Annotated in this window: 13 protein-coding genes and 2 pseudogenes; 9 read left to right on the forward strand and 6 right to left on the reverse strand. The window is 67.8% G+C overall.

The genetic code is table 11. The features are described from left to right. Positions 1-55: 55 nt before the first annotated feature. The 3 genes from GobsT_RS35815 to GobsT_RS35825 all read left to right on the forward strand — a co-directional run bounded on the left by GobsT_RS35815 (position 56) and on the right by GobsT_RS35825 (position 5,165). The gene (locus GobsT_RS35815; protein ID WP_081471662.1) at positions 56-3,187 is read left to right on the forward strand and encodes a PAS domain S-box protein; all 3,132 of its coding nucleotides are present in this window, start codon (positions 56-58) and stop codon (positions 3,185-3,187) included. Between the two features lie 269 nt (positions 3,188-3,456). After that, positions 3,457-4,560: a catalase family peroxidase gene (locus tag GobsT_RS35820; protein ID WP_010040898.1), complete on the forward strand. Its 1,104-nt coding sequence runs from the start codon at positions 3,457-3,459 to the stop codon at positions 4,558-4,560. Between the two features lie 2 nt (positions 4,561-4,562). After that, a complete protein-coding gene (locus tag GobsT_RS35825; RefSeq protein WP_010040896.1) occupies positions 4,563-5,165 on the forward strand; it encodes a cytochrome b in 603 nt (200 codons plus the stop codon). 610 nt (positions 5,166-5,775) lie between these two features. On the opposite strand, the gene GobsT_RS35830 is transcribed toward GobsT_RS35825, so the two are convergent. Next, positions 5,776-6,189 carry an FHA domain-containing protein gene (locus GobsT_RS35830; RefSeq protein WP_010040894.1) on the reverse strand — a complete coding sequence of 138 codons (414 nt, stop codon included), beginning with the start codon at positions 6,187-6,189 and terminating at the stop codon, positions 5,776-5,778. Between the two features lie 700 nt (positions 6,190-6,889). Between GobsT_RS35830 and GobsT_RS35835 the strand changes: the two are divergent. After that, positions 6,890-7,630 (forward strand): annotated as a pseudogene (locus tag GobsT_RS35835) (methyl-accepting chemotaxis protein); the annotation flags it as partial. A 30-nt stretch (positions 7,631-7,660) separates the two neighbouring features. Here the strand turns inward: GobsT_RS35835 and GobsT_RS35840 are convergent. After that, positions 7,661-8,521 carry an SWIM zinc finger family protein gene (locus GobsT_RS35840; RefSeq protein WP_010040892.1) on the reverse strand — a complete coding sequence of 287 codons (861 nt, stop codon included), beginning with the start codon at positions 8,519-8,521 and terminating at the stop codon, positions 7,661-7,663. Between the two features lie 23 nt (positions 8,522-8,544). Continuing rightward, the gene (locus GobsT_RS35845) at positions 8,545-11,244 is read right to left on the reverse strand and encodes a DEAD/DEAH box helicase (protein WP_197905169.1); all 2,700 of its coding nucleotides are present in this window, start codon (positions 11,242-11,244) and stop codon (positions 8,545-8,547) included. 543 nt (positions 11,245-11,787) lie between these two features. On the opposite strand from GobsT_RS35845, the gene GobsT_RS35850 reads away from it, so the two are divergent. The 3 genes from GobsT_RS35850 to GobsT_RS35860 all read left to right on the forward strand — a co-directional run bounded on the left by GobsT_RS35850 (position 11,788) and on the right by GobsT_RS35860 (position 15,659). Next, on the forward strand, positions 11,788-12,528 hold the full coding sequence (locus tag GobsT_RS35850; protein WP_029600928.1) for an SDR family oxidoreductase: 741 nt from the start codon (positions 11,788-11,790) through the stop codon (positions 12,526-12,528). Between the two features lie 27 nt (positions 12,529-12,555). Continuing rightward, the gene (locus GobsT_RS35855; protein WP_010040888.1) at positions 12,556-14,112 is read left to right on the forward strand and encodes a Na+/H+ antiporter; all 1,557 of its coding nucleotides are present in this window, start codon (positions 12,556-12,558) and stop codon (positions 14,110-14,112) included. Between the two features lie 365 nt (positions 14,113-14,477). After that, positions 14,478-15,659, forward strand: a complete 1,182-nt coding sequence (locus GobsT_RS35860; protein ID WP_010040886.1) for a cupin domain-containing protein — start codon at positions 14,478-14,480, stop codon at positions 15,657-15,659. Between the two features lie 198 nt (positions 15,660-15,857). Here the strand turns inward: GobsT_RS35860 and GobsT_RS35865 are convergent, their stop codons facing one another. From GobsT_RS35865 to GobsT_RS35875, 3 genes are all read right to left on the reverse strand, one after another. Beyond that, positions 15,858-17,018 (reverse strand): hypothetical protein, encoded by a 1,161-nt coding sequence (locus tag GobsT_RS35865; protein WP_010035719.1) that lies wholly within the window; start codon positions 17,016-17,018, stop codon positions 15,858-15,860. Positions 17,019-17,106: 88 nt separating this feature from the next. Then, positions 17,107-17,487, reverse strand: a complete 381-nt coding sequence (locus GobsT_RS35870) for a hypothetical protein (RefSeq protein ID WP_010035721.1) — start codon at positions 17,485-17,487, stop codon at positions 17,107-17,109. A gap of 190 nt (positions 17,488-17,677) precedes the next feature. Next, the gene (locus GobsT_RS35875) at positions 17,678-18,835 is read right to left on the reverse strand and encodes a transposase (protein WP_010033207.1); all 1,158 of its coding nucleotides are present in this window, start codon (positions 18,833-18,835) and stop codon (positions 17,678-17,680) included. 133 nt (positions 18,836-18,968) lie between these two features. On the opposite strand from GobsT_RS35875, the gene GobsT_RS35880 reads away from it, so the two are divergent. Next, positions 18,969-19,451, forward strand: coding sequence for a VOC family protein (locus GobsT_RS35880; protein WP_010037281.1), 483 nt, complete (start codon positions 18,969-18,971; stop codon positions 19,449-19,451). Positions 19,452-19,501: 50 nt separating this feature from the next. Beyond that, positions 19,502-19,919: pseudogene (locus GobsT_RS35885) on the forward strand (VOC family protein). Positions 19,920-20,194: the final 275 nt, after the last annotated feature.

A 20,194-nucleotide genomic window follows, 5' to 3' on the forward strand; every position in this document is an offset into this window, starting at 1 on the left:
CCGGCGACGCGGCCGCGCCGCCGGTCCTGAACCGAAAACTCAGCAATTGCCGATCATGCGACCGGAACAGCATACTGACCTGATGGAGAGCTTACGCACCGGTCGGCGGAGGGGGTACGCCGTCGCGGTCGCCGCGACGGTGGTTACGGCGCTGGTCCGGTGGGCCGTTTGGCCCGTCCTGCACGACGACGTGCCCCACATGGGGTTCTTCCCGGCCGTGCTGATCGCGGCCTACTACGGGGGGCTCGGCCCCGGCCTGCTCGCCACCGCCATCGGGGCCTTCATCGCCAACTTCGCCCTGACCCCGCCGCACTTCGAGCTCAGCATCAAGAGCATCAACGCGGCCGTCGCGCTGCCGATGTTCCTGCTCGTCGGGGCGATGATGAGCGCCCTGTGCGAGTCCCTCCACCGTACCCGGTTGCGGCTCGTTGCCGAGGAGCGGGCGCGGGCGGCGACGGCCGTCAAAGACGCCGAAGCCCGGTTCCTTCATCTGGCCGAGAACATCCGTGACATTTTCTGGGCGCTCGACCCCGTCGGCCGACCCGTCTACGTTAGCCCCGCTTACGAAGAGGTGTGGGGTCGCTCCCGGGAGGAACTGTACCGGTCCGCGGCCGGCGCCTGGCTGGACACCGTTCACCCGGACGACCGTTCCGGTGCAACCGAACAATTCGACCACGTTCGGCGGGGGGCGCGCACGGACCGCGAGTTCCGCATCGTCCGCCCGGACGGCGCCGTCCGGTGGGTCCGGCTCCGCTCGTTCCCGCTCGGCGATGAGGCCGGCCGGGAGCCGCGGGTGGCCGGTCTGTGCGAGGACATTACCGAGCGGAAGCGCGCCGAGGGCAACCTCCGGGAGAGCGAGGAGCGGTTCCGCGGGACCTTCGAGAACGCCGCCGTCGGGATCGCCCACTGCGACCCGGAGGGCCGGTTCCTTCGCGTCAATCAGAAGCACTGCGACATCCTCCGGTACCCGCGGGAGGAGTTGATCGGGCTGGACTTCCGTGCCGTCACGCACCCCGACGACCGGACCGGGAGCGGCACCCAGTTCGAGCGCCTGATGCGCGGCGAGGTCCGCAGCTATTCGCTCGAAAAGCGCCACGTGTGTAAGGACGGGGCGGTGAAGTGGACCGTCGTGACCGTCTCGGCACAGCGGGACCCGGTTCAGGGAACCCTCCACAGCATCGGGGTGGTCGAGGACATTTCGGAGCGGAAGCGCCTGGAAGGCGAGTTGCTCGTTGCAAAAGAGGCGGCGGAGGCGGCCAACCGGGCCAAGGACGAGTTCCTGGCGAACGTGAGCCACGAACTCCGCACCCCGATGAACGCCATCCTCGGTATGACCGAACTGGTGCTGGAGACGGAACTGCGTGAGGACCAGCGGCAGTGCCTCGCGACCGTGAAGTCGGCCGCCGATAACCTGCTCGGCATCCTCAACGACCTGCTCGACTTTGCGAAGATCGAGGCGGGTAAGCTCGAACTCGACCCGACCGAGTTCTCCCTTCGGGCGGTGGTCGGGGACACCCTCCGCGCGCTGGCCGCCCGCGCACACCGGGCGGGGCTGGAACTCGTAGGCGACGTCCACCCGGCGGTGCCCGACGCGCTGGTGGGCGACCCGGGCCGGTTGCGGCAGGTGCTGTTCAACCTGATCGGGAACGCGATCAAGTTCACTCCGGCGGGTGAGGTGGTCGTCGGCGTCGAGCCCGCCGACCCGTCAGACATCGGGGGATCTGCCGTTCGGTTCACGGTTCGGGACACCGGCATCGGGATCAAACCCGAGAAGCTCGACCGGATCTTTCACGCGTTCGAGCAGGAGGACACGTCGACCACCCGGCGGTACGGCGGTACCGGGCTCGGCCTCACGATCTCGGGCCGACTGGTCGCGCTGATGGGCGGCGCGATTGGAGTGGAGAGCGAGCCCGGGCGGGGGAGCACGTTCGCGTTCACCGCTCGGTTCGGCCGGTGCGCCCGTCCCTCTGGTGTCGAACTGATCCCGACGCCCGAGGCCCTGCGCGGGCTGCGGGTGCTCGTCGTGGACGACAACGCCACCAACCGGCGCATCCTGTCCGCCACCCTCCGGAACTGGCAGATGTCGCCCGACACGGCCGGGGACGCCGCCGACGCTACTTCGGCGCTGTGGCACGCCGCCGGCCAGGGGCAACCGTACCCGCTCGTGGTGCTGGACGCCCGGATGCCGGGGACCGACGGGTTCAGCTTGGCCGCGCGGATTCGGGAGGCGCCCGCGCTGGCCGCCACGCGGATCGTGCTGCTGACCTCCGGCGATCGGCCGGACGACCCGGCCCGTTCGCGCGAACTCCGGATCGACGCGCACGTCCTCAAACCGATCCAGGCCGACCTGCTGCTCGGCGTGATCCGCCGGGTGATGCGCACTTCGGCCGAGACAGTGCCCGAACGGGAACCCGAGAAGCCGGCCACAGGGGCGCGGGCGCTTCGTGTTCTGGTTGCCGAAGACAACGAGTTCAACGCCCGGCTCGTCGAGGAGCTTTTGGTCCGCCGGGGGCACCGCGTTCAAGTCGTGGCCGACGGGCGCCAGGCCCTATCACGCGCCGGCACAAACGATTTCGACGTTCTGCTCCTCGACGTTCACATGCCCGAGTTGAACGGCTTCGAGGTGGTTCGGGCGCTCCGGGCCGCGGGCAGCCAGTTGCCGGTGATCGGGCTGACGGCTCGGTCCCGACCCGAGGACCGCGAGGAGTGTTTGGCTGCCGGGATGGACGACTTCCTGACCAAGCCCGTCCGGCTCCCCGACCTACTGGCCGCGATGGAGCGGCTCGTTCCGACTAACGCGCCTGCCGTCCCAGTCGGGCTCAGCCCGGAGGTGCTGCTGATGGCGTGCGACGGCGACGCCGGGCTGCTCGGCAGGCTGTGCCAGTCGTTCCAGGACCGCGCGCCTGGGCACGTGGCCGCGCTGGCGGCGGCTCGCGAGGCCGCCGATACCGTCCGGCTACGGGAGGCCGCTCACAAACTGAGCGCGATGCTCGCCACGTTCTCGACGGCCGCCGGAGAACTCGCGTCCGCGACCGAGGACCGGGCCGCAGCCGGGGAAGCGGCCGCCGCCGCAGAACTGGCGGCACAGGTCGAGCGTGCGACAGCGGCGCTGCTCCGGGCCGTTGACGGCTTGATGCTTGCCGATCTCTATACGCTGGCCGGGCGCGCTCCGACGGAACCGGAGTGACCAAGCTGGCAACCGACTGGCCACGGCCCGTGGCTCACTTGGGCCACGGGTTGAAGGCGGGTTCTCCTCACGGGGCCGTGCGGTGCGTTCTTTGTTTTTCGTCCGGTGCCCGCGCTCCCTTTGAAATTACAGGTCCGCACCGGCGGTCGGTCGCCACATTTTGCCCCCTCCCGCGCAGAATCTATGGTCCGGCATCCGCGTTGCGATGGCATCACCGTTTGCTCACGAACCCGCGGGACGTACACCCCGCTCTCGACATCGGAGCACCGATGGACGTTCACACTCCGCACGCGCCCGTCGCGCCGCGCCCGCCCCGCGCCCGTGTCGTCGTAGGGCTGGCCCTGATCGGGGCCGTTCTCGCCGCAATCGGGGGGACGTTCGCGTACCTCCGCGGCTGGTTCACTCCGGGCCGCCTGACCCCGGACCGGTTCACCGACACGTTCGAGCAGGTGGACGGCCCCCACCCGGGGTTCCGGCGGAACCACGCGAAGGGCGTGGGGGTGACGGGGCACTTCGACAGCAACGGACAGGGTGAGCGCCTGTCGAAGGCGCTGGTGTTCCGCCCCGGGCGGGTCCCGGTGATCGGGCGGTTCTCTCTGGGCGGCGGTCAACCGTATGGAGCGGACTCACCGGCCGCCGTGCGCGGGCTCGGCCTCCAGTTCACCCAGACTAACGGGGAACTCTGGCGGACCGCGATGATTAACCTGCCGATCTTCCCCTTCCGCACGCCCGAGGCGTTTCACGAGAACCTCGAAGCGTCGAAACCCGATCCCCAGACGGGCAAGCCCGACCCGGCCCGCGGGCAAGCGTTCCTGGCCCGGCACCCGGAAACCGCGCGTGTTCTGGGGGCGCTCAAGGCCCTGCCCGTGCCCTCCGGGTTCGGTAACAGCGCGTACCACGGGCTGAACGCGTTCCTCTTTACCGCCGCCGCAGGCGCGTCTACGCCGGTCCGCTGGGAACTGACCCCGGAACAGCCGTTCGTTGCCGCCGATGCGGCACCCGGTCAACGCGACAAGAGCTACCTGTTCGACGACATCATCACGCAGATCCCGCGACAGCCGCTCCGGTGGCGGCTGATTCTGGTCGTCGGCCAACCGGGCGACCCGACCGACGACGCCACAATTCCGTGGCCGGCCGATCGGGAACGAGTCGACGCCGGCACGCTGGTGCTGGACGGGGTGGAGAGCGATGACACGGCTCTATCTACGGACATCACCTTTGATCCACTCGTGCTGCCCGCGGGCATCGCGCCCTCGAACGATCCGCTGCTCAGTGCCCGATCGGCCGTTTACGCGCGTTCGTACACCCGGCGCGCGGGCGAGCCGAAGCAACCGGCCGCGGTCACGCCGGCCGACGCCCGGGGAGGGAAATAACCATGCCCGCCGACCAACCGCGGTTCACCGCTTTTTCGCGGCTGCTTCACTGGCTGATGGCCGCGATAATCCTCACGACGCTCGGGACCGGCACGGCGATGTGGGCATCGCTGGGGAGCTACCACGCGCTACTGGCGCTTCACCGGCCGCTCGGGATCGCGATCCTGGTTCTGGCCGTCGTTCGGCTGGTCAACCGGTTGTTCAACCCGCCCCCGCCGCTCCCCGCGTCGATCTCGCGCACCGAGCGACTGGCGGCCATCGGGGCCGAATACACCATGTACGGGTTGATGGTTGCTCTCCCGCTGGTCGGGTGGGGGATGCTGTCCGCGGCACATTACCCGGCCGTGATGTGGGGCTCGTTCCACTTGCCCGAGATCCTGCCGCACAGCGCCCCGCTCTACGCCGTGCTGCGGAAGACGCACACCGTACTCGCGGCCGGGTTCTTGCTGGTGATCCTCTCCCACTTGGCGGCGGTGCTGTTCCATTCGCTCGTGGTGGGAGACGGCCTCTGGCGGCGGATGGTGCCATGGCCCGTGCGGTCCGGTGCCGCTCCATCGGCCGGGCCGAGCGACCCGGCTACCGCACGAAAGGCCGGAGTGAGTTGAGCGGTAGGCGATAAGAGTAACCTTCTTCTGTAGCCGGGCTCTACCAACGGATTTCAAACGTGGCGGGTGTAACCGCTTCGCTGCGGTAGCCAGTTGTAGTGCCTTCTCGCGCCCTTCCGACGGGTCCCACATTCGGCGCCCTGCCCTCGGCGGCGCGGGCGTACATCTGCCGTTGGAGTCGCATGTTGGGCCGTTGGAAAGTCGGCCCGCCGAGCCTGGCGCGGGGTTGAGCCTGAACGCCTCGAGCGAGTGCTGATTTGTCGATTTCGTTGATTTAGGAAACCGGGCAGGTTGTATCATTCGCATAAGTAATATGTAGATAAACCTCGCTCGAGTCATACGGGCGATCATAATCGCTGGCGTGCTGGAAACTATAGATCAATCAATTAATCGAGCGCCTGTGTGACACGTTTGGTGCGGGTGCCCACCGCGAAGCTACCGTTCGCGTTCGGGGGGCACGCGTACGCGCGGCTGGTGGGGCGCTCGGGATGTCGGTGGACGGCTACACGGACTTGTCCGTGGCGCGACGCGAGCGGGCGGGTGACGATCGCTGCAAGGGGAGACCCGTTTCGGACGGCCGGAGCGAACGGGCACCGTCCGGCCGGGCCGATCAGACCAACATGAGTCTCATTTGAACCGTGCCGATTTGCACCACGTCACCGGGCTTGACCGGGCGCGGCTGACCGGCACGAACGCGCACCCCGTTGAGCCACGTGCCGTTCAAGCTGTTCAGATCCTCGATCTGCACGTTCCCGTCGTCGAGCACCAGTACCGCGTGCTGCCGCGAGCACCAGATTTGCTCCACCGATTCCTGGCTCACGAGGTCGATGTCCACCGGCTTGTCCGCGAACCGGCCGATCACATTTCGCCCCTCGTAGACCGGGTACTCGGCGCCGATCCGCATGCCGCGAAGCACCACCAGTTTCGGCTTCACCGCCGGCACCGCCGGCGCGGTCGGCTGGTGATCGGCCGGATCGGTTGCGGGGATCGTTTGGTGGACCGCGTGTTGTTCGAGATCGTTCATCGGATAATCCGGAGCGTTTGCCGCCCGATTTGGTCCGCGGGTGGTTGGAGACGGTTGCCGGGTCGCCGAACGGTGCCACGGGCCGAACGTGGCATACCAGGTTCGCGGGCCGGAGCGTCGCGCGAGTGCGAACTCGTCCACCGGCCCGCGCCCGCGCCGGTCGCCGCCCGCGCCCGATATGCGATTACGGGCACTGGCGCCGGTATTGGGGCGTTGACCCCGTGGGGCTCAGCCCGCCAATGAATTCGCTCACCGCACCTTAGTGCGCGGAACATGCGAGCAACGGCACAGGGTGGCAATTTTGCGCACGTGAATCGGACACTGACGTGAAATCCGACACCCAAACGGACTGAATGAGGAGGTGAGAGAGAGGGCGCTGCGGGAATGGCTGGACGCGTTCACAACGCGCCGGGATTACTGCACGCGACACAGGCAGGCAAATGCCGCAGGCCGCACCAGATAATGCCAGGAGGCGCAACTGTTTACAAAACCAAGTGATACCACGCACCGGCCGCCCGTGCTCTCTCGCGCGGTCGGCACTCGCGCGTACGTTTGCAGGCCGATTCGGGCCCGGTTTCGGTGCCAAGGTTGGCTCCAGAGCCGAGTGGTGGTGCCGCGGCACGCCCCGGGTGCGGGTCCGGAACACGGGTCATGATTCGTCGAATAATCAAAATCGCATTGTTTTATTCAGTGAAAATAGCGGCAGGGCGCGGACAACGCCCAGCAGGCGCGGCAGCTCGTGGACGGGTCCGAGGAGGTCGCCGAGAAGGGCGGTCAGGTGGTCGGTGGCGCGGTCGGAGCGATGGCCGAGATCAACGAGTCGTCGAAGAAGATTGCGGACATCATCACGACGATCGATGAGATCGTGTTCCAGACCAACCTGTTGGCCCTCAACGCCGTCGTCGAGACGGCCCGCGCCGGCGAGCGGGGGCGCGGGTTCGCGGTGGTCGCCACCGAGGTCCGCAACCTGGCCCAGCGGTCCGCCACCGCCGCCAAGGAGATCAAGATCCTGATCCAGGACTCGGTGAAGAAAGGCGATGCGGGCACCGAACTGGTCAACCGGTCCGGCACCACACTCGGCGAGATCGTCACCAGTGTCAAACGGGTGGCCGATATCATGACCGAGATCGCAGCCGCGAGCCGGGAGCAATCGACGGGCATCGAGCAGGTGAACAAAGCGGTCAGCCAGATGGACAGCGTGCCCCAGCGCAACGCCTCGCAGACCGAGGAGATGAGCGCCACCTCCCAGGCCCTCACCGATCAGGCGGAGCAGTTCCACAACCTAGTCGCGCGGTTCGAACTCAGCGGCGACGGCCGAGGGGCGCCCCGGTCGGCCGCCAAGCCTGCCAAGAAGGCCGGGCACAAGCCCCACCCGGCGGTGGCCAAAGCGCTCAGCAACGGGCACTCGCACGAGGGCGGCAACGGGTTCGCCGAGTTCTGAGCCAGCACGCGCGGCGGTTGTGCCCGCTTGCTACCCCTTCTTCGGAACCGATTTCTTCTTCGGCGCGGCCGGCTTTTTCGTGGTGGCCCTTTTCGCCGCGGGCGTTTTCTTTTCGGCCGCTGGTTTCTTGACAGCCGCTCTTGCCGTCGGCTTTTTCTGAGCCGGCGGCGTCGGTGGTGCGGCTTCCGCGCCGCCGAGTTCAATGCCGAAGATGGCTCCCAGATCGTCCGCCGCAATTGCAGGGCCGCTCGGGTTCGCGAGCGGTGCGGCGGGGATCGCCTGCTCGATCAGTTCTGTGTGGTCCACGCACCGGAGGGTGAACAACAACTCCGGCGCGGAATCGAGCCGGTTGCCCACCCCGTACATCGTCGCGGCGATGTGCTTGCACATCCCGGCGTAGTCCGGGCAGGTGCAGCTCATCTCGATCTCTTTCGGTTTCGGGAACAGCCCGCGCGTCCGGTCCGTGACCGTCTCCATCACCGCCTTCGACAGCTTGCCCTGCAACAGCTCAACGATCGTGCCGATCTTGCCCGCGCACTGCTTTTTCAGCGCCGCCCACGTGTGCGCCGGCAGGGCCGCAATGTCGATCCGGATCTCGTACAGCTCTGACCCGCTCACCAGGGCCTTGATCCGCCCCTTCTCGATCTTCAGGTCAATGACGGACCCGTTCCGGACGTAGGTCCGGCCGCGCGGCAAGCGGTTGGCGAAGTCGCTGTAGCCCTCCAGGTTGGTACACCACGCCTTGCCCCAGAACGTCGCGGCGATGGACTTGCCTTCGATGTTCACGGGGGAGCACGGCGGCCCCTTTTTGTTCCGCTTGGCGACTTCCTTCGCCGCCTGCGCGCGCCGCTGCGCGACGGGGACGTAAGGCTTGAATTCGTACCAGCCCATGTGTCGCTCCCGGACGGTCCGCATCAGCCGTCGGACGCTTGGTGCAGATCCAGCTTTACGAATTGTAACAGCGTATCATTGTCCATTTCGGTCAACAAGACTTCCCCGCTGTCGCTCCCGCCGATGGCCTCGTCGGCGACCCGGCTCTTCCGGGCGATCATCTCGTCGATCCGCTCCTCCACCGTCCCCCGGCAGATGAACTTGTGGACCAGGACGTTCTTCTTCTGGCCGATCCGGAAGGCGCGGTCGGTGGCCTGGTTCTCGATGGCCGGGTTCCACCAGCGGTCGAAGTGGACCACGTGCGCGGCGGCCGTCAGGTTCAGGCCGGTGCCGCCCGCCTTCAGCGACAGCACGAAGAACGGCGGCCCGTCCTCGCGCTGGAACTGGTCGACGAACTCCTTTCGCTTTTTTACGCTCGTTCCCCCGTGGAGCACCAGCCCGGACCGGCCGAAGAGCGTGGCGAGGAACTCCGCCAGCGGGTCCGCGATCTCCCGGAACTGCGTGAAGACGAGCACCTTCTCTTGTCGGGAAGCGATCTCCTCGGCGATCTCCGCCAGCCGGCGGAACTTGCCGCTCCGGTCGGCGGCGTAGTCGCCCGTGCCGGCCACCTGGGCCGGGTGGTTGCAGATCTGCTTCAGCCGCATCAGTTGCGCCAGAACGATGCCGCGGCGCTGGATGCCGTCGGTGCCTTCCAACTGCCGGGCGAGGTCATCCACCGCGTGCTGGTAGAGGGCCGCTTGGTGCTTACTCAGCCCGCAGTAGGCTTTCACCTCCGTCTTGTCCGGCAGGTCGGAGATCACCCGCTTGTCGGTCTTGAGCCGCCGGAGGATGTACGGCCGCACCAGATTGCGCAGCGGCTCGAACGAGGGCGTCGGGGCGCTTTGCAGCCGCTTGACGAACGAGCCGAACTGCTTGGCCGTGCCCAGGAGGCCGGGGTTCAAGAAGTCGAAAAGCGACCACAGGTCCGAGAGGCGGTTCTCGACCGGCGTGCCGGTCATCGCGATCCGGCCGTCGGCCGTCAGCTCCTTCGCCGCGCGGGTCTGCTTCGTGCCGGAGTTCTTGATCGCCTGGGCCTCGTCGAGAATCGCCAACCGCCAGTTGTGCCGCTTCATCCAGTCTTGGCGAACCAGCATTCCGTAAGTGGTCACAACCAGATCGAGCGAATCCGCGGCGGACGCGATTTCCTCGTCCGTGGCGCCCGTCTCCGAGGGGTGCGCCACGGCGAAGGAGAGCGACGGCGCGAACTTTGCCAGTTCCGATTTCCAGTTCGCGATCAGCGACGCCGGCACGACCAGGAGGCTCGCCTTGTTCCGCCCGTCGCGCTTCAGGTCGAGCAGCAGCGCGATCACCTGGATCGTTTTGCCGAGCCCCATATCGTCGGCCAGGCACGCGCCCAACCCCAGGCGGGTGGCGAAGCGCAGCCACCCGTAGCCGGCCCGCTGGTACGGGCGGAGTTCGGCCTTCAGGCCGGGCGGGGCCGGTTCCCGTTGAGCGTCCGGAGAGCGCAGCCCTTCGAGGATCGCGTCCAACCCGGGGCCGGCGGTCAGGCCGGACCACTCGCGGTCCGCCGCCGGGTGCTCGCCGCCGTCCTCTTTGACGATGTTCGCCCCGGACAGGAGCCGCATGCCCTCGAAGAACGAAATCCCCTCGTAACGAACGTCCCGCTCGACCTCCTTCCAGTGCTTCAGCGCTTCTTGCAACTTCTCCCGATCCACCTCGACCCACTTCCCTTTTAACGGGACCAGCCCCCCGCTGGATTCGAGCAACTGGGCGATCTCGTCCGGGCCGAGCGCTTCCCCGTCGAGGCTCACGCCGACAGAAAATTGCAGCATGGCATCGACGCCGATGCCGGTGGCATTTTTCGAATCGACCTTCACGCTGACACGGGGGCGGGGCGGTTTCTGAGCGCTCCACCAGTCCGGCACCCGAACGATCAACCCGTTCGACTCGAAAAGCGGGATCGCCCGGAGGAACGCGTACGCCTCGCGCGGCGACCACGCGAGCGGGCGGTAGATCTCCCCGGAGTCGACGAGCCGCCGCACCAGTTCCGAGGACTCCGCGGCCCGAGAGACCGGGAGCAGCAGGTTCAGCATCGCCGCGCGGTTCTGCTCCCCGGCGTACTGCTGAAGGGCCTGGCCCAGCGGCTCGTGCCGCACCTTACCTTGCGGCGTCAGGCCGTTCGCGAACGTCGCCAGGAAGGCAAACGGGTAGTCCGGGTTCCGTTTGTTCTCCGCGAGGTGGAACGTGACCCGGCCGACGAACCGCCATTGGGGGTTGCGCTCGCGCAGGTAGCCGTGCGCGCCGCCCGGGTGCCGTTCGATCTCGCCGCGAACAAGCGTGTCGAGCTCGCGCCACCAGTCGGAAAGGGCGGCCGGCGTCAGGTACTCCAGCCCGGTCATGGGCGGGGCCTGAAGAACGGCCCGGTCCAGGTCGCCCGCGGGGGGCGGGAGCTCGGGCACCGTCGCGCCGACTTCCGCGGGAGCAACTCTGCAGAGCGCCGTCAGGTAGAGCCGGGCAATCGATCGTGCGAACTCGAAGGACGGGGGCAGCACGGCCTCCGCGTCTTCACTCGCGGAGCGGAGCATCCCGCCGGCCGGGCTCTCGCGGTAGGCGTCCAGTAACCCTTTCGGGAGCTTCGGATCCGACGCTTCGGACGGCTCTTCCCGAACGAGAAGGTGACCTTGTGGTGTGATCGCCAGCTCGTACATCTTGCCGCTACTCACGACGTTCGGAGGGAATCCGGTCCGGTGCCACCATTCTACATTGCTGGGCGCATGGGCGCGAGCGCGGGACGTTGAGTCAGCGTTCGGGTTTGTGTCCCGTTGCCCGGGCGCTGGCTCGTGCGGCGGCCCGCGCCCCACGTTTCGTCGGACGGGCGCACACCGCCGTCGCCTTATACCGACCGCCGGGGCGCAACTTCCTGGCCGCCGCCATTCCGGCCCCCCGAAACGGCACACCCGCACCCCATTCCCCGCACCGATAGCCAAACCGTGAACGGATACTGGCAGGCGATGTTGTCATTGTTCATGGGGTTCGTGATGCTTATGTCACTCTGCCGCGAGTGAGGTAGCGACGGGTTTTGACCCGCTCCGAACAATACCCCCGCACGGGTTTCCTAAGTCGTTGCCCGGATTTACCATCCAGCGATTGAAATCCGTTGGTCGAGGCCGGCAGAAATACACATCAACCGCACCGGTATCAAACGATACCGCGAGGCGCTACCGCCAATCGTTAATTCCGCGCGTCCAACAGTAGTGAGAAATGACATGAGCCAAGAAGCACCCCGTTCAGCTATCGTGACCGGCGCGTCACGCGGCATCGGTAAGGCGATCGCGTTACGGCTCGCCGCCGACGGGTTCGCTGTGACCGTTAATTACGCCGGGAGCCGCGCTGCCGCTGAAGCGGTTGCCGCCCAGATCACCGCGGCCGGTGGTCGAGCGATCGCGGTCGGGGCCGACGTGTCGAAGACCGACGAGGTGGCGCGGCTGTTCGACGAGAGCGTGCGCGCGTGGGGGCGGGTCGACGCGCTCGTGAACAACGCCGGGGCGCTGCTGACCAAGCCCGTGGCCGAGATCACGGACGAAGAGTTCGACCGGTTGTTCGCGGTGAACGTGCGCGGCACGTTCCTGTGCTGCCGGCAGGCCGCCCGGCGTATGGCCGACGGCGGCCGGATCGTTAACCTGTCGTCGTCCACCACGGCCATGATGCTGCCCGGCTACGCGGCGTACTGTGCGACCAAGGGGGCGGTCGAGCAACTGAGCCACGTGCTGGCCAAGGAACTCGGGCCGCGCGGCATCACGGTCAACGTGGTTTCGCCGGGGCCGACCGACACCGAACTGTTTGGCCAGGGCAAGACCGAGGAACAGAAGCAGTTCTACGCCCGGATGGCGGCGCTGGGGCGGTTGGGCACCCCGGAAGACATCGCGGGGGTGGTCGCCGCGCTGGTCGGGCCGGACGGCCGGTGGGTGAGCGGCCAGAACGTCCGGGCCAACGGCGGGCTGATTTGATCCTCTGACCGTGCGGCGGCTCGTCGTATGAACCCGGTCGAAATCGTTGTCGGACTCATTTTGGTCGCCGTGGTCCTCGCCGCGGCGGCTCAGCGTTTACGGGTCCCGTACCCGGCGGTCCTGGTGCTCGGCGGGCTGGCGCTGGGCTTCGTGCCGGGGCTTCCGCACATCCAGATCCCCCCGGACGTGGCGTTCCTGGTGTTCATACCGCCGCTCGTCTACCAGGTCGCGTCGCGGTTCGGGCTGCGGGACCTGCGGCACCACCGGTGGCCCATCTTCCGGCTAGCCGTCGGGCTGATGCTCCTCAACCTGATTTGCGTGGCCGGTGTGGTGCGGTGGGCGGACGACGGGTTCTCGTGGGCCGCCGCGTTCGTGCTGGCGGCCGTCGCGGGGCCGACCGATACGGCCGCGGTGGCCGCGGTCGCGCGGGGGCTGCCGATCCCCCGCCGCGTCGAGCGCATCCTGGAAGGCGAGAGCCTCTTCAACGACGTGGTGGCGCTGGTCGCGTACCAGCAGGCAGTGCGGGCCGTCGCGACCGGCACGTTCTCCCCCGGCCTGACGTGCCTGAGTCTGGCCTGGGGGGCGGTCGGCGGGATCGGCGTCGGCCTGGCCGTGGGCGCCCTGGCGACCTGGTCGCGGCGCCGCGTGAGCGACCCCGCCGTGAACACGGCGGCTTCGTTCCTGACCCCGTTCGCCGCGTACCTCGGCGGGGAAGCGGTCGGGGCGTCGGGGGTGCTCGCGGCGGTCGCCGCCGGGCTGTTCGTCGGGCACGTGTTGCTTCCGACGCTGCCCCCGACCGATCGCATCCAGGCGGTCGCGTTTTGGGACGGGACGCGGTTCCTGCTCGAAGGGCTGGCGTTCGTTCTGATCGGCTTTCAGCTCCGCGCCGTGCTGTCCGAGCCCGTGCCTGCCAGCGCCTGGGTCACTTGCGCGGTCGTCTGTGCGACCACCGTTGCCGTGCGGCTGATCTGGACGCTCGCCTGGAACGCGCCGCTCTTCGCGCGGCGCGCCGCCCCCGATCACGTGCCCCGGTTCCGGCACGCGGTGCTGATCGGCTGGGCGGGGATGCGCGGGGTGGACTCGCTGGCCGCGGCGCTGGCCCTGCCGCTGGTAATGGCCGACGGCGTGACGCCGTTCCCGCAACGGGACCTGATCACCCTCGTCGCGTTCAGCACGATCCTCGTTACGCTTGTTCTCCAGGGGCTCACGCTGCCGATCCTGATCCGCACGCTCGGGCTGCCGTCGGACGACGCCGAGCGCCGGGAGGACGCCGTTGCCCGTTTGGCCGCGGTGGCGGCTGCGCTCCGGCGCCTCGACGAACTCGAGGCGGCGCATGGCGGGCCGGCCGACGCCCTCGGGCACCTGCGCGAGATGTACCAGTTCTGCCTGCGCCAGTACCAGACCGGGCTCGATGCGCCGTCCCCGGCGGGCACCGGGGGCGGTCTGAGCGCGCTGACACGGGAGTTGTTGAAAGCCGAGCGCGAAGCGGTCCGGACGCTGTGGGCGGACGGGCGGATCGGCGACGAGACGCGCCGCCGGGCGGAACAGGCGCTGGATCACGAGGAGCTGACCTTCGGGGCGTAGGCGCCCGCGCCGTGGATTGATCGGTCGCAAACTGACACGTGTCTCACCGGCAAACGCGCTCGTTCCACCGGTCCCCGACGTTGCGGTGGATCGATCGATTACAGACTGGCACCTCCTGCACCAATCACCCTCCCTGATTCCGCTCATTTGGGCTCATCTCCTGCGATTTCAGGGCGAAATCGCATTTCTACGTGGTCGGCACACCCGTTGCAATTAGGTCCTGCGTACCCGACTGGCTGGCCCCGAGAAGGGCAACGAGATCGCAAGCCGTCCGAACACGGACGGGCCGCGATCGCTCACTCCGGCGGTACACGTAACGTGCGTTTGCTCTCACCGGCTACGATGTCACTTAACAAGGAGATGCGATGTCGATGCTTCAGCGCCGTGACTTCCTGGCCCGCTCGATGGTGTTCGGTGCCGCGGCGGGGGCCATGGGCCTCGGCGGCCGGGTCGCCGCCGGTGACCCGAGCTTCGCGAACAACGTCCCCGATCCGCTGCTCGCGGGGAAGGAACTGCCCACGTTCAAGTTCGCCCTGGAGAAGACGGAAGGGAAGGTGATCGGCAAGAGTTCCGGGAAAGAGGCCACCGTCGAACAGTTGCCGATTTCCAAAGGCATCGCCGGCGTCTCCATGCGGCTCGAGCCGGGCGCGATGCGGGAACTCCACTGGCACGCCACCGCCGCCGAGTGGGCGTTCGTCCACAAGGGGCGGGTCCGGACAACCGTGATCGCCCCCGGCGGCAGCGCGGAGACGAACGACTTCGAGCCGGGCGACATCTGGTACTTCCCGCGCGGCCACGGGCACATGCTCGAGTGCCTGGGCGACGAGCCCTGCCACTTCATCCTGATCTTCGACAACGGCTACTTCTCGGAGTTCGGCACGTTCAGCATCACCGACTGGATGGGGCACACGCCCAAGCCGCTCCTCGCGAAGAACTTCGGCGTCCCCGAGTCGACCTTCGACGGGTTCCCCAAGAGCGAGGTCTATTTCGCCCGCGGGGCGAAGCCGCCCGAGCCGGCCGCCAACCCGCTGGCCGGGCGCTACCCGCCGAAGCTGACGCACAAGTACCGGCTGTTCGCCGACGCCCCGCTGGTCGACAACCGCGGCGGGAAGCTGTGGATGGTGGACTCCAACAAGTTCCCGATCTCCAAGACCATCACCGGCGCGGTGCTGGATCTGGCCCCCGGCGCGCTGCGGGAACTGCACTGGCACCCGACGGCCGACGAGTGGCAGTACGTGCTCGGCGGGAACGTGAGCGTCACGATGTTCGGGTCGGGCGGGCGGTACCGCACCGAGACGCTGGAGGCGGGCGATGTCGGGTACATCCCGCAGGGGTACGGGCACTCGCTCGAGAACACCGGCGACAAGCCGGCTCGTATCCTCATCGGGTTCAACTCCGGTGTGTACGAGGACATCGACCTGACCGAGTGGATCGCCGGTAACCCGATCGACGTTCTGGCCACCAACTTCGGCAAGCCGGCTGCGGTGTTCGAGAAGTTCCCGAAGAAAGACGTGTTCATCTCGCCGGCGAACGGAGCGCGGGAGTAACGTCCGGGGCACCACTTGCCCGCCAGCGTGAGCCGCTATTCGGATGTGCCGCGCCCCCGCGGCCCCAGCTACTTCTGGGGCCGCGGGGGCGCGGCACATCCGGATAGCGGCTCCGTTTCCGCAACGCTCTCTTCTCGAACACGAGACTCGCTCTGGGGCGCACCACTGGCCCGAGGCGTGACCTCCGCAGAAACGAGGTCACGCCACGGTTTGTGCTGTGGCACCCTCTGATTTGTGGCAGAGTGTATCTCGTTTGCGGAACGAGGAGCCCGGCCGTTCGGCGAAGAACCGTGGGAGCCGGTCGTCTTGGCTCAGCACGGCGGCCCGCAGTTGCAGGATCGATTCGGCACCGTCGGGCCGGGTCCAATGCTTCTGTGTGCTCTTCACCCGGGCGTTGATCTCGCCCACCAGTGACTCGACCAAGCTACTCGTCGTCGGTAGCCCGTTGCGCCGGTATCGCGGGTACGCCATGCGATCCCGATTGTTCCCCAAGTAGGTCCGCGCGTGCGCCACCACCCGGCGCGGGTCCCGGCGCTCCTCGGCCGTCGCCGCCTCACCCGGTGGGGGCTCACCCAGCCGCGCCTGCCACTGATCCAGTTCGGTGAGCACTTCTCCAACGCGACCCTGCCAGCACGCGCGCATCCAGGCCACGTATTGGGACCAACCCGACGCCTCATCGGGGCTCACGGCCGCGGCCGACGAGAACACGTAACACACCGCGTGCAGGAAATCCACGATCGGCTCGAACGCACCAAAGTACCCGCGCCAGATGGTCCAGTTGTACGCCTGACCGTCGGCTACGAACGCCCGACGCGGGGCCTCATAGAAGCGCCGCTCCTGGGCCTCGGCGGCCATCATCGGGCCGAACGCGGTACTCCCCTCCAGGCTCGCCACGCACGTCCGCACCAACCGCGTCGGGGACCACCGCTCGGCCCCTTCGGGTTCCCCGGCCGGCACCGGGGGCGTCGATTCGTCCACGGTTTCCGGGGGCGCGACCTCGCCCGCCGGGCCCTTCATCTGCTGCACCAGGCGCCGCACCCGGCGCGGGCAGCGGAACGACTCGGGCGGCTCGGGGCACGGGTCCGTGGCGAACGTGGGGCCACTCAGGGTGGCCAGGCACGCCACCTTGTCCTCCTTGTTCTGGGCCTCGTGAACACCCGGGCCGGCGCCCGCGGCGCGGGTGCGGATGCGCCCCCCATCGACCTCGACCACCACGGCCACGGGCACCACCGCGGTCCGCGGCTCTAACTGGCGGCGCCGGTGCTCGACCGCCTTCCGATCGCGCCGCGCGATCAACTCGTGCCCGACCTCGTGAGCCAGTCGGCGCACCTGGTTGTCGCTGATCGTGACCCCGGTCATCCGCACCGCCTCGGCGGCATCCCGGAACGAGGAGAACCGGGCGGCGGCCGTGACGATGCGTTGAACGACCGAGGAACTGTACCCGTGCTCATCCAGCCCGAGGGCCAGCCGCAGGGGGGAAAAAGTCCCGCCGGCAGGCGGGACAATGGGCGATCCGTTCGGCCTGTTGAACCGTGGCCCCTTGGGCCGCCAGGGTGCGGGTGTGTGGTCGGGTCGGGCACGGCTCGCCACACACCGGACACGGAACCTGTTCGGGCACCTTCCGGGCCTGCTGGTGGAGCATCTGCTGGAGGGCACCTTCGGTGAGCCCTTGTGCCGCCGCGGTGGCGATCTGCTCCATCGTCCGGAAGTCCACGTCCAATCCCGGCCCGTCGTCCCCGAACGCCCGCTTGGAAACGATTTTGCCCCACTCCGCCGCCAGTGCTCGAAGGCGGTCGAGTTCCTCGGCCGTGAAACGCGGTGTGCTCATGACTCGCCCCGCACGAGAGTTGCGGCGAAATCGCCCCGCGCTTTTCCTATCCCGTGCCCCGAGGACCGCAAGGCCTACTGCAAACCGTGGCGTGACCTCCGCAGAAACGCTGAACCGGCTACGCAGTTTGACACGTCACCCGGCCGTGGTTAGCTTCACCCCCCTCCCACCAAACCGGATTTCAGTAGTTTCAAGTTGGCGGCTTGGTTTTGTTGGCCGATCGTGCAGTAGTAATGGACTTATTTTCGCCATCTGTAGGTGCCAGCCCATCGGCCAACAGTATCAGGCATACCGCCGCCAGTGTCCACCCGAGGCCGCGGGCTGAGCGGGACCACAACCAGGCGTTACGCAGGATCAGCCCGACGGCCACCCACAGGAGTCGCACGACCCCATCGGTAGTCGAGGTCCGGGGCCGAACCTGCCCCAACTGGCGGTAGCTGCTCTCGATCCCGAATCGGGTCCGGTACAGGTCCCGAATCGCCACCGGGCTCCCGCTCACCCGCCACGCCGCGTACAGTAACTTCTTGCTCCGCCGGCCCCCGGTCCGCCGGTACCGGTAGCTCTTGTGAGCGATCACCACGTGCACCCGCACCGAGGTGCCCCGATCCGCGTGGGTGTACGCATATCGACCCGCGCCCCGCCGCCGCACGGCCCGCAACCCGACCCCCTTCACCCCGGGCCGGGGCTTGCGGCCCCGGACCACGGCCGGGATCACGAACGGCACACCCCGCGCCTGGAGCAACCGCATCACCGCGATCGAGAAGAACGCCTTGTCCAGCAGCGCGACCCGGACCGTAACCCGTGCCGCCGTCACCTGATCCAACAGCCGGGTGAGCACCGCGGTCATCGGCTCCTTCTCGCCCACGGCCGTCAACCCGAGCGTGTACCGGTCCGGTCCCCCGACGAGGCACGCGGTGGCGTACGTGTGGAACGTGTGGGTGCCGCCGGCCCCCTTGGACCGGGTGGTGTCCCGGTTCGGCGTCCCGAAGTACCCGATCCGGTGGTAGTCGATCGCGACCCGAGCCGCCCGCTTCCGCTTGCCGAGCGGGGCGTGGAGGGCCGGCCGCAACCGCCGCTCGAGGGTGCGGCGCCGCTTGGGCAGCGTGAGGTACAAGCAATCCCAGATGGCCTGCCCGGACGGGGCGTCGGCGATCGCGGCACAGGCCGCGGCCACCGAGCGGGCGAACGCCGCGGCGAACAGCACCACCCGCCACACCACCTCGGGTGTACAGGTGCGGCGACGCTTGGGCAGTTGGACCGCACGGCCGAGCCAGTCGGTCAGGACCGGACGGAGGTGCCGGGTGGCGTGGGCCGGGGTGGCTCGGATAGACTGACGTTTGGGTCGCATGGGGGCTCCGACAGTGGAGGCGTGGTAACCACCATTGACCGGTAAACCCATGCGGCCCGCTACTCATAAATCGCCCAACTTGAAACTACTGGATTTGTTCCGGTTCCGGAGTTCCTCTCTTTGGAGATGCGACGTGGCGAAGCCCGCGAAGAACACGATTTGCCTGTGGTACGACAAAGACGCGGCGGAGGCGGCCCGGTTCTACGCCGCCACCTTTCCGGACAGTCAAGTGACCGCCGTCCACAAAGCTCCCGGCGACTTCCCGGGCGGCAAGGCGGGCGACGAGCTGACGGTCGAGTTCACCGTCCTCGGCGTCCCCTGCATCGGCTTGAACGGCGGACCGGTGTTCAAGCACAGCGAGGCGTTCTCCTTCCAGGTGGCCACCGACACCCAGGAGGAGACCGACCGGTACTGGGACGCCATCGTCGGCAATGGCGGGCAGGAGAGCGCGTGCGGGTGGTGCAAGGACAAGTGGGGTCTGTCGTGGCAGATCACCCCGCGGACGCTGACCGAGGCGCTGGCCAAAGGGGGCGACGAGGCCCGGCGGGCGTTCGCCGCCATGATGACGATGACGAAGATCGATGTCGCCGCGATCGACGCGGCACGCCGCGGTTGAGACGGCGCCGCCGCGAACAATGTCACCAACACAATACAAGGAGCGAGCCGATGAAGTGGAACCCGCACATCGCCTTCAACAACCAGTGCCGAGAGGCGTTTGAGTTCTACGAGAAGCACCTGGGCGGCAAGATCGTCGCCATGATCGGCTACGGTGATACCCCCGCCAAGGATCACATGCCGGCCGACACTGGGGCCAGGATCATTCACGCCCGCCTCGTCCTGGGCGACCAGGTGTTGATGGGCTGCGACGCCCACCCCGCCATGCCGTATGACGGGATCAGGGGCTGCGATGTCGCGGTCCAGGTCGAGACGCCCGGAGAGGCGGAACGGCTGTTCGCGGCACTCTCCGAGGGGGGCGGTCCAGATGCCGCTCGGCGAAACCTTCTGGTCCGTTCGTTTCGGCATGGTCACCGACAAGTTCGGCGTCCCGTGGATGATCAACTGCGAAAAGGCCCCGGGGGCATGACTTCGGGGCTCGATTACAACGCCATGCCACGCCCCGCGCCCGTCCGCCGACGGCCTGGGGCACATTGCCGCGCCATTACCTTCGAATCTTCGGTGCCGAAACACCTGCGCCGCCATCGCGCGTCCGATTAAAAATCTTATTTTTTCTATTTTGTTGATTCTTTTAATTTATTGATTGCAATCCGCTCACTCTGTGAGCGGTTGCTCCGCGGCCCCGGTTCGCTCCTCGTGCGGCCGGTCTGGCTACTGTGCGCAACGCACCTCCGAGCCCCAAAG

This window comes from Gemmata obscuriglobus (assembly GCF_008065095.1).
GTDB lineage: Bacteria > Planctomycetota > Planctomycetia > Gemmatales > Gemmataceae > Gemmata > Gemmata obscuriglobus.

Coding starts and splice junctions, on each gene's coding strand:
- GobsT_RS35815 (WP_081471662.1), top strand. CDS start 56: ATGCGACCGGAACAGCATACTGACCTGATGGAGAGCTTACGCACCGGT.
- GobsT_RS35820 (WP_010040898.1), top strand. CDS start 3,457: ATGGACGTTCACACTCCGCACGCGCCCGTCGCGCCGCGCCCGCCCCGC.
- GobsT_RS35825 (WP_010040896.1), top strand. CDS start 4,563: ATGCCCGCCGACCAACCGCGGTTCACCGCTTTTTCGCGGCTGCTTCAC.
- GobsT_RS35830 (WP_010040894.1), bottom strand. CDS start 6,189: ATGAACGATCTCGAACAACACGCGGTCCACCAAACGATCCCCGCAACC.
- GobsT_RS35840 (WP_010040892.1), bottom strand. CDS start 8,521: ATGGGCTGGTACGAATTCAAGCCTTACGTCCCCGTCGCGCAGCGGCGC.
- GobsT_RS35850 (WP_029600928.1), top strand. CDS start 11,788: ATGAGCCAAGAAGCACCCCGTTCAGCTATCGTGACCGGCGCGTCACGC.
- GobsT_RS35855 (WP_010040888.1), top strand. CDS start 12,556: ATGAACCCGGTCGAAATCGTTGTCGGACTCATTTTGGTCGCCGTGGTC.
- GobsT_RS35860 (WP_010040886.1), top strand. CDS start 14,478: ATGTCGATGCTTCAGCGCCGTGACTTCCTGGCCCGCTCGATGGTGTTC.
- GobsT_RS35865 (WP_010035719.1), bottom strand. CDS start 17,018: ATGACCGGGGTCACGATCAGCGACAACCAGGTGCGCCGACTGGCTCAC.
- GobsT_RS35870 (WP_010035721.1), bottom strand. CDS start 17,487: ATGAGCACACCGCGTTTCACGGCCGAGGAACTCGACCGCCTTCGAGCA.
- GobsT_RS35875 (WP_010033207.1), bottom strand. CDS start 18,835: ATGCGACCCAAACGTCAGTCTATCCGAGCCACCCCGGCCCACGCCACC.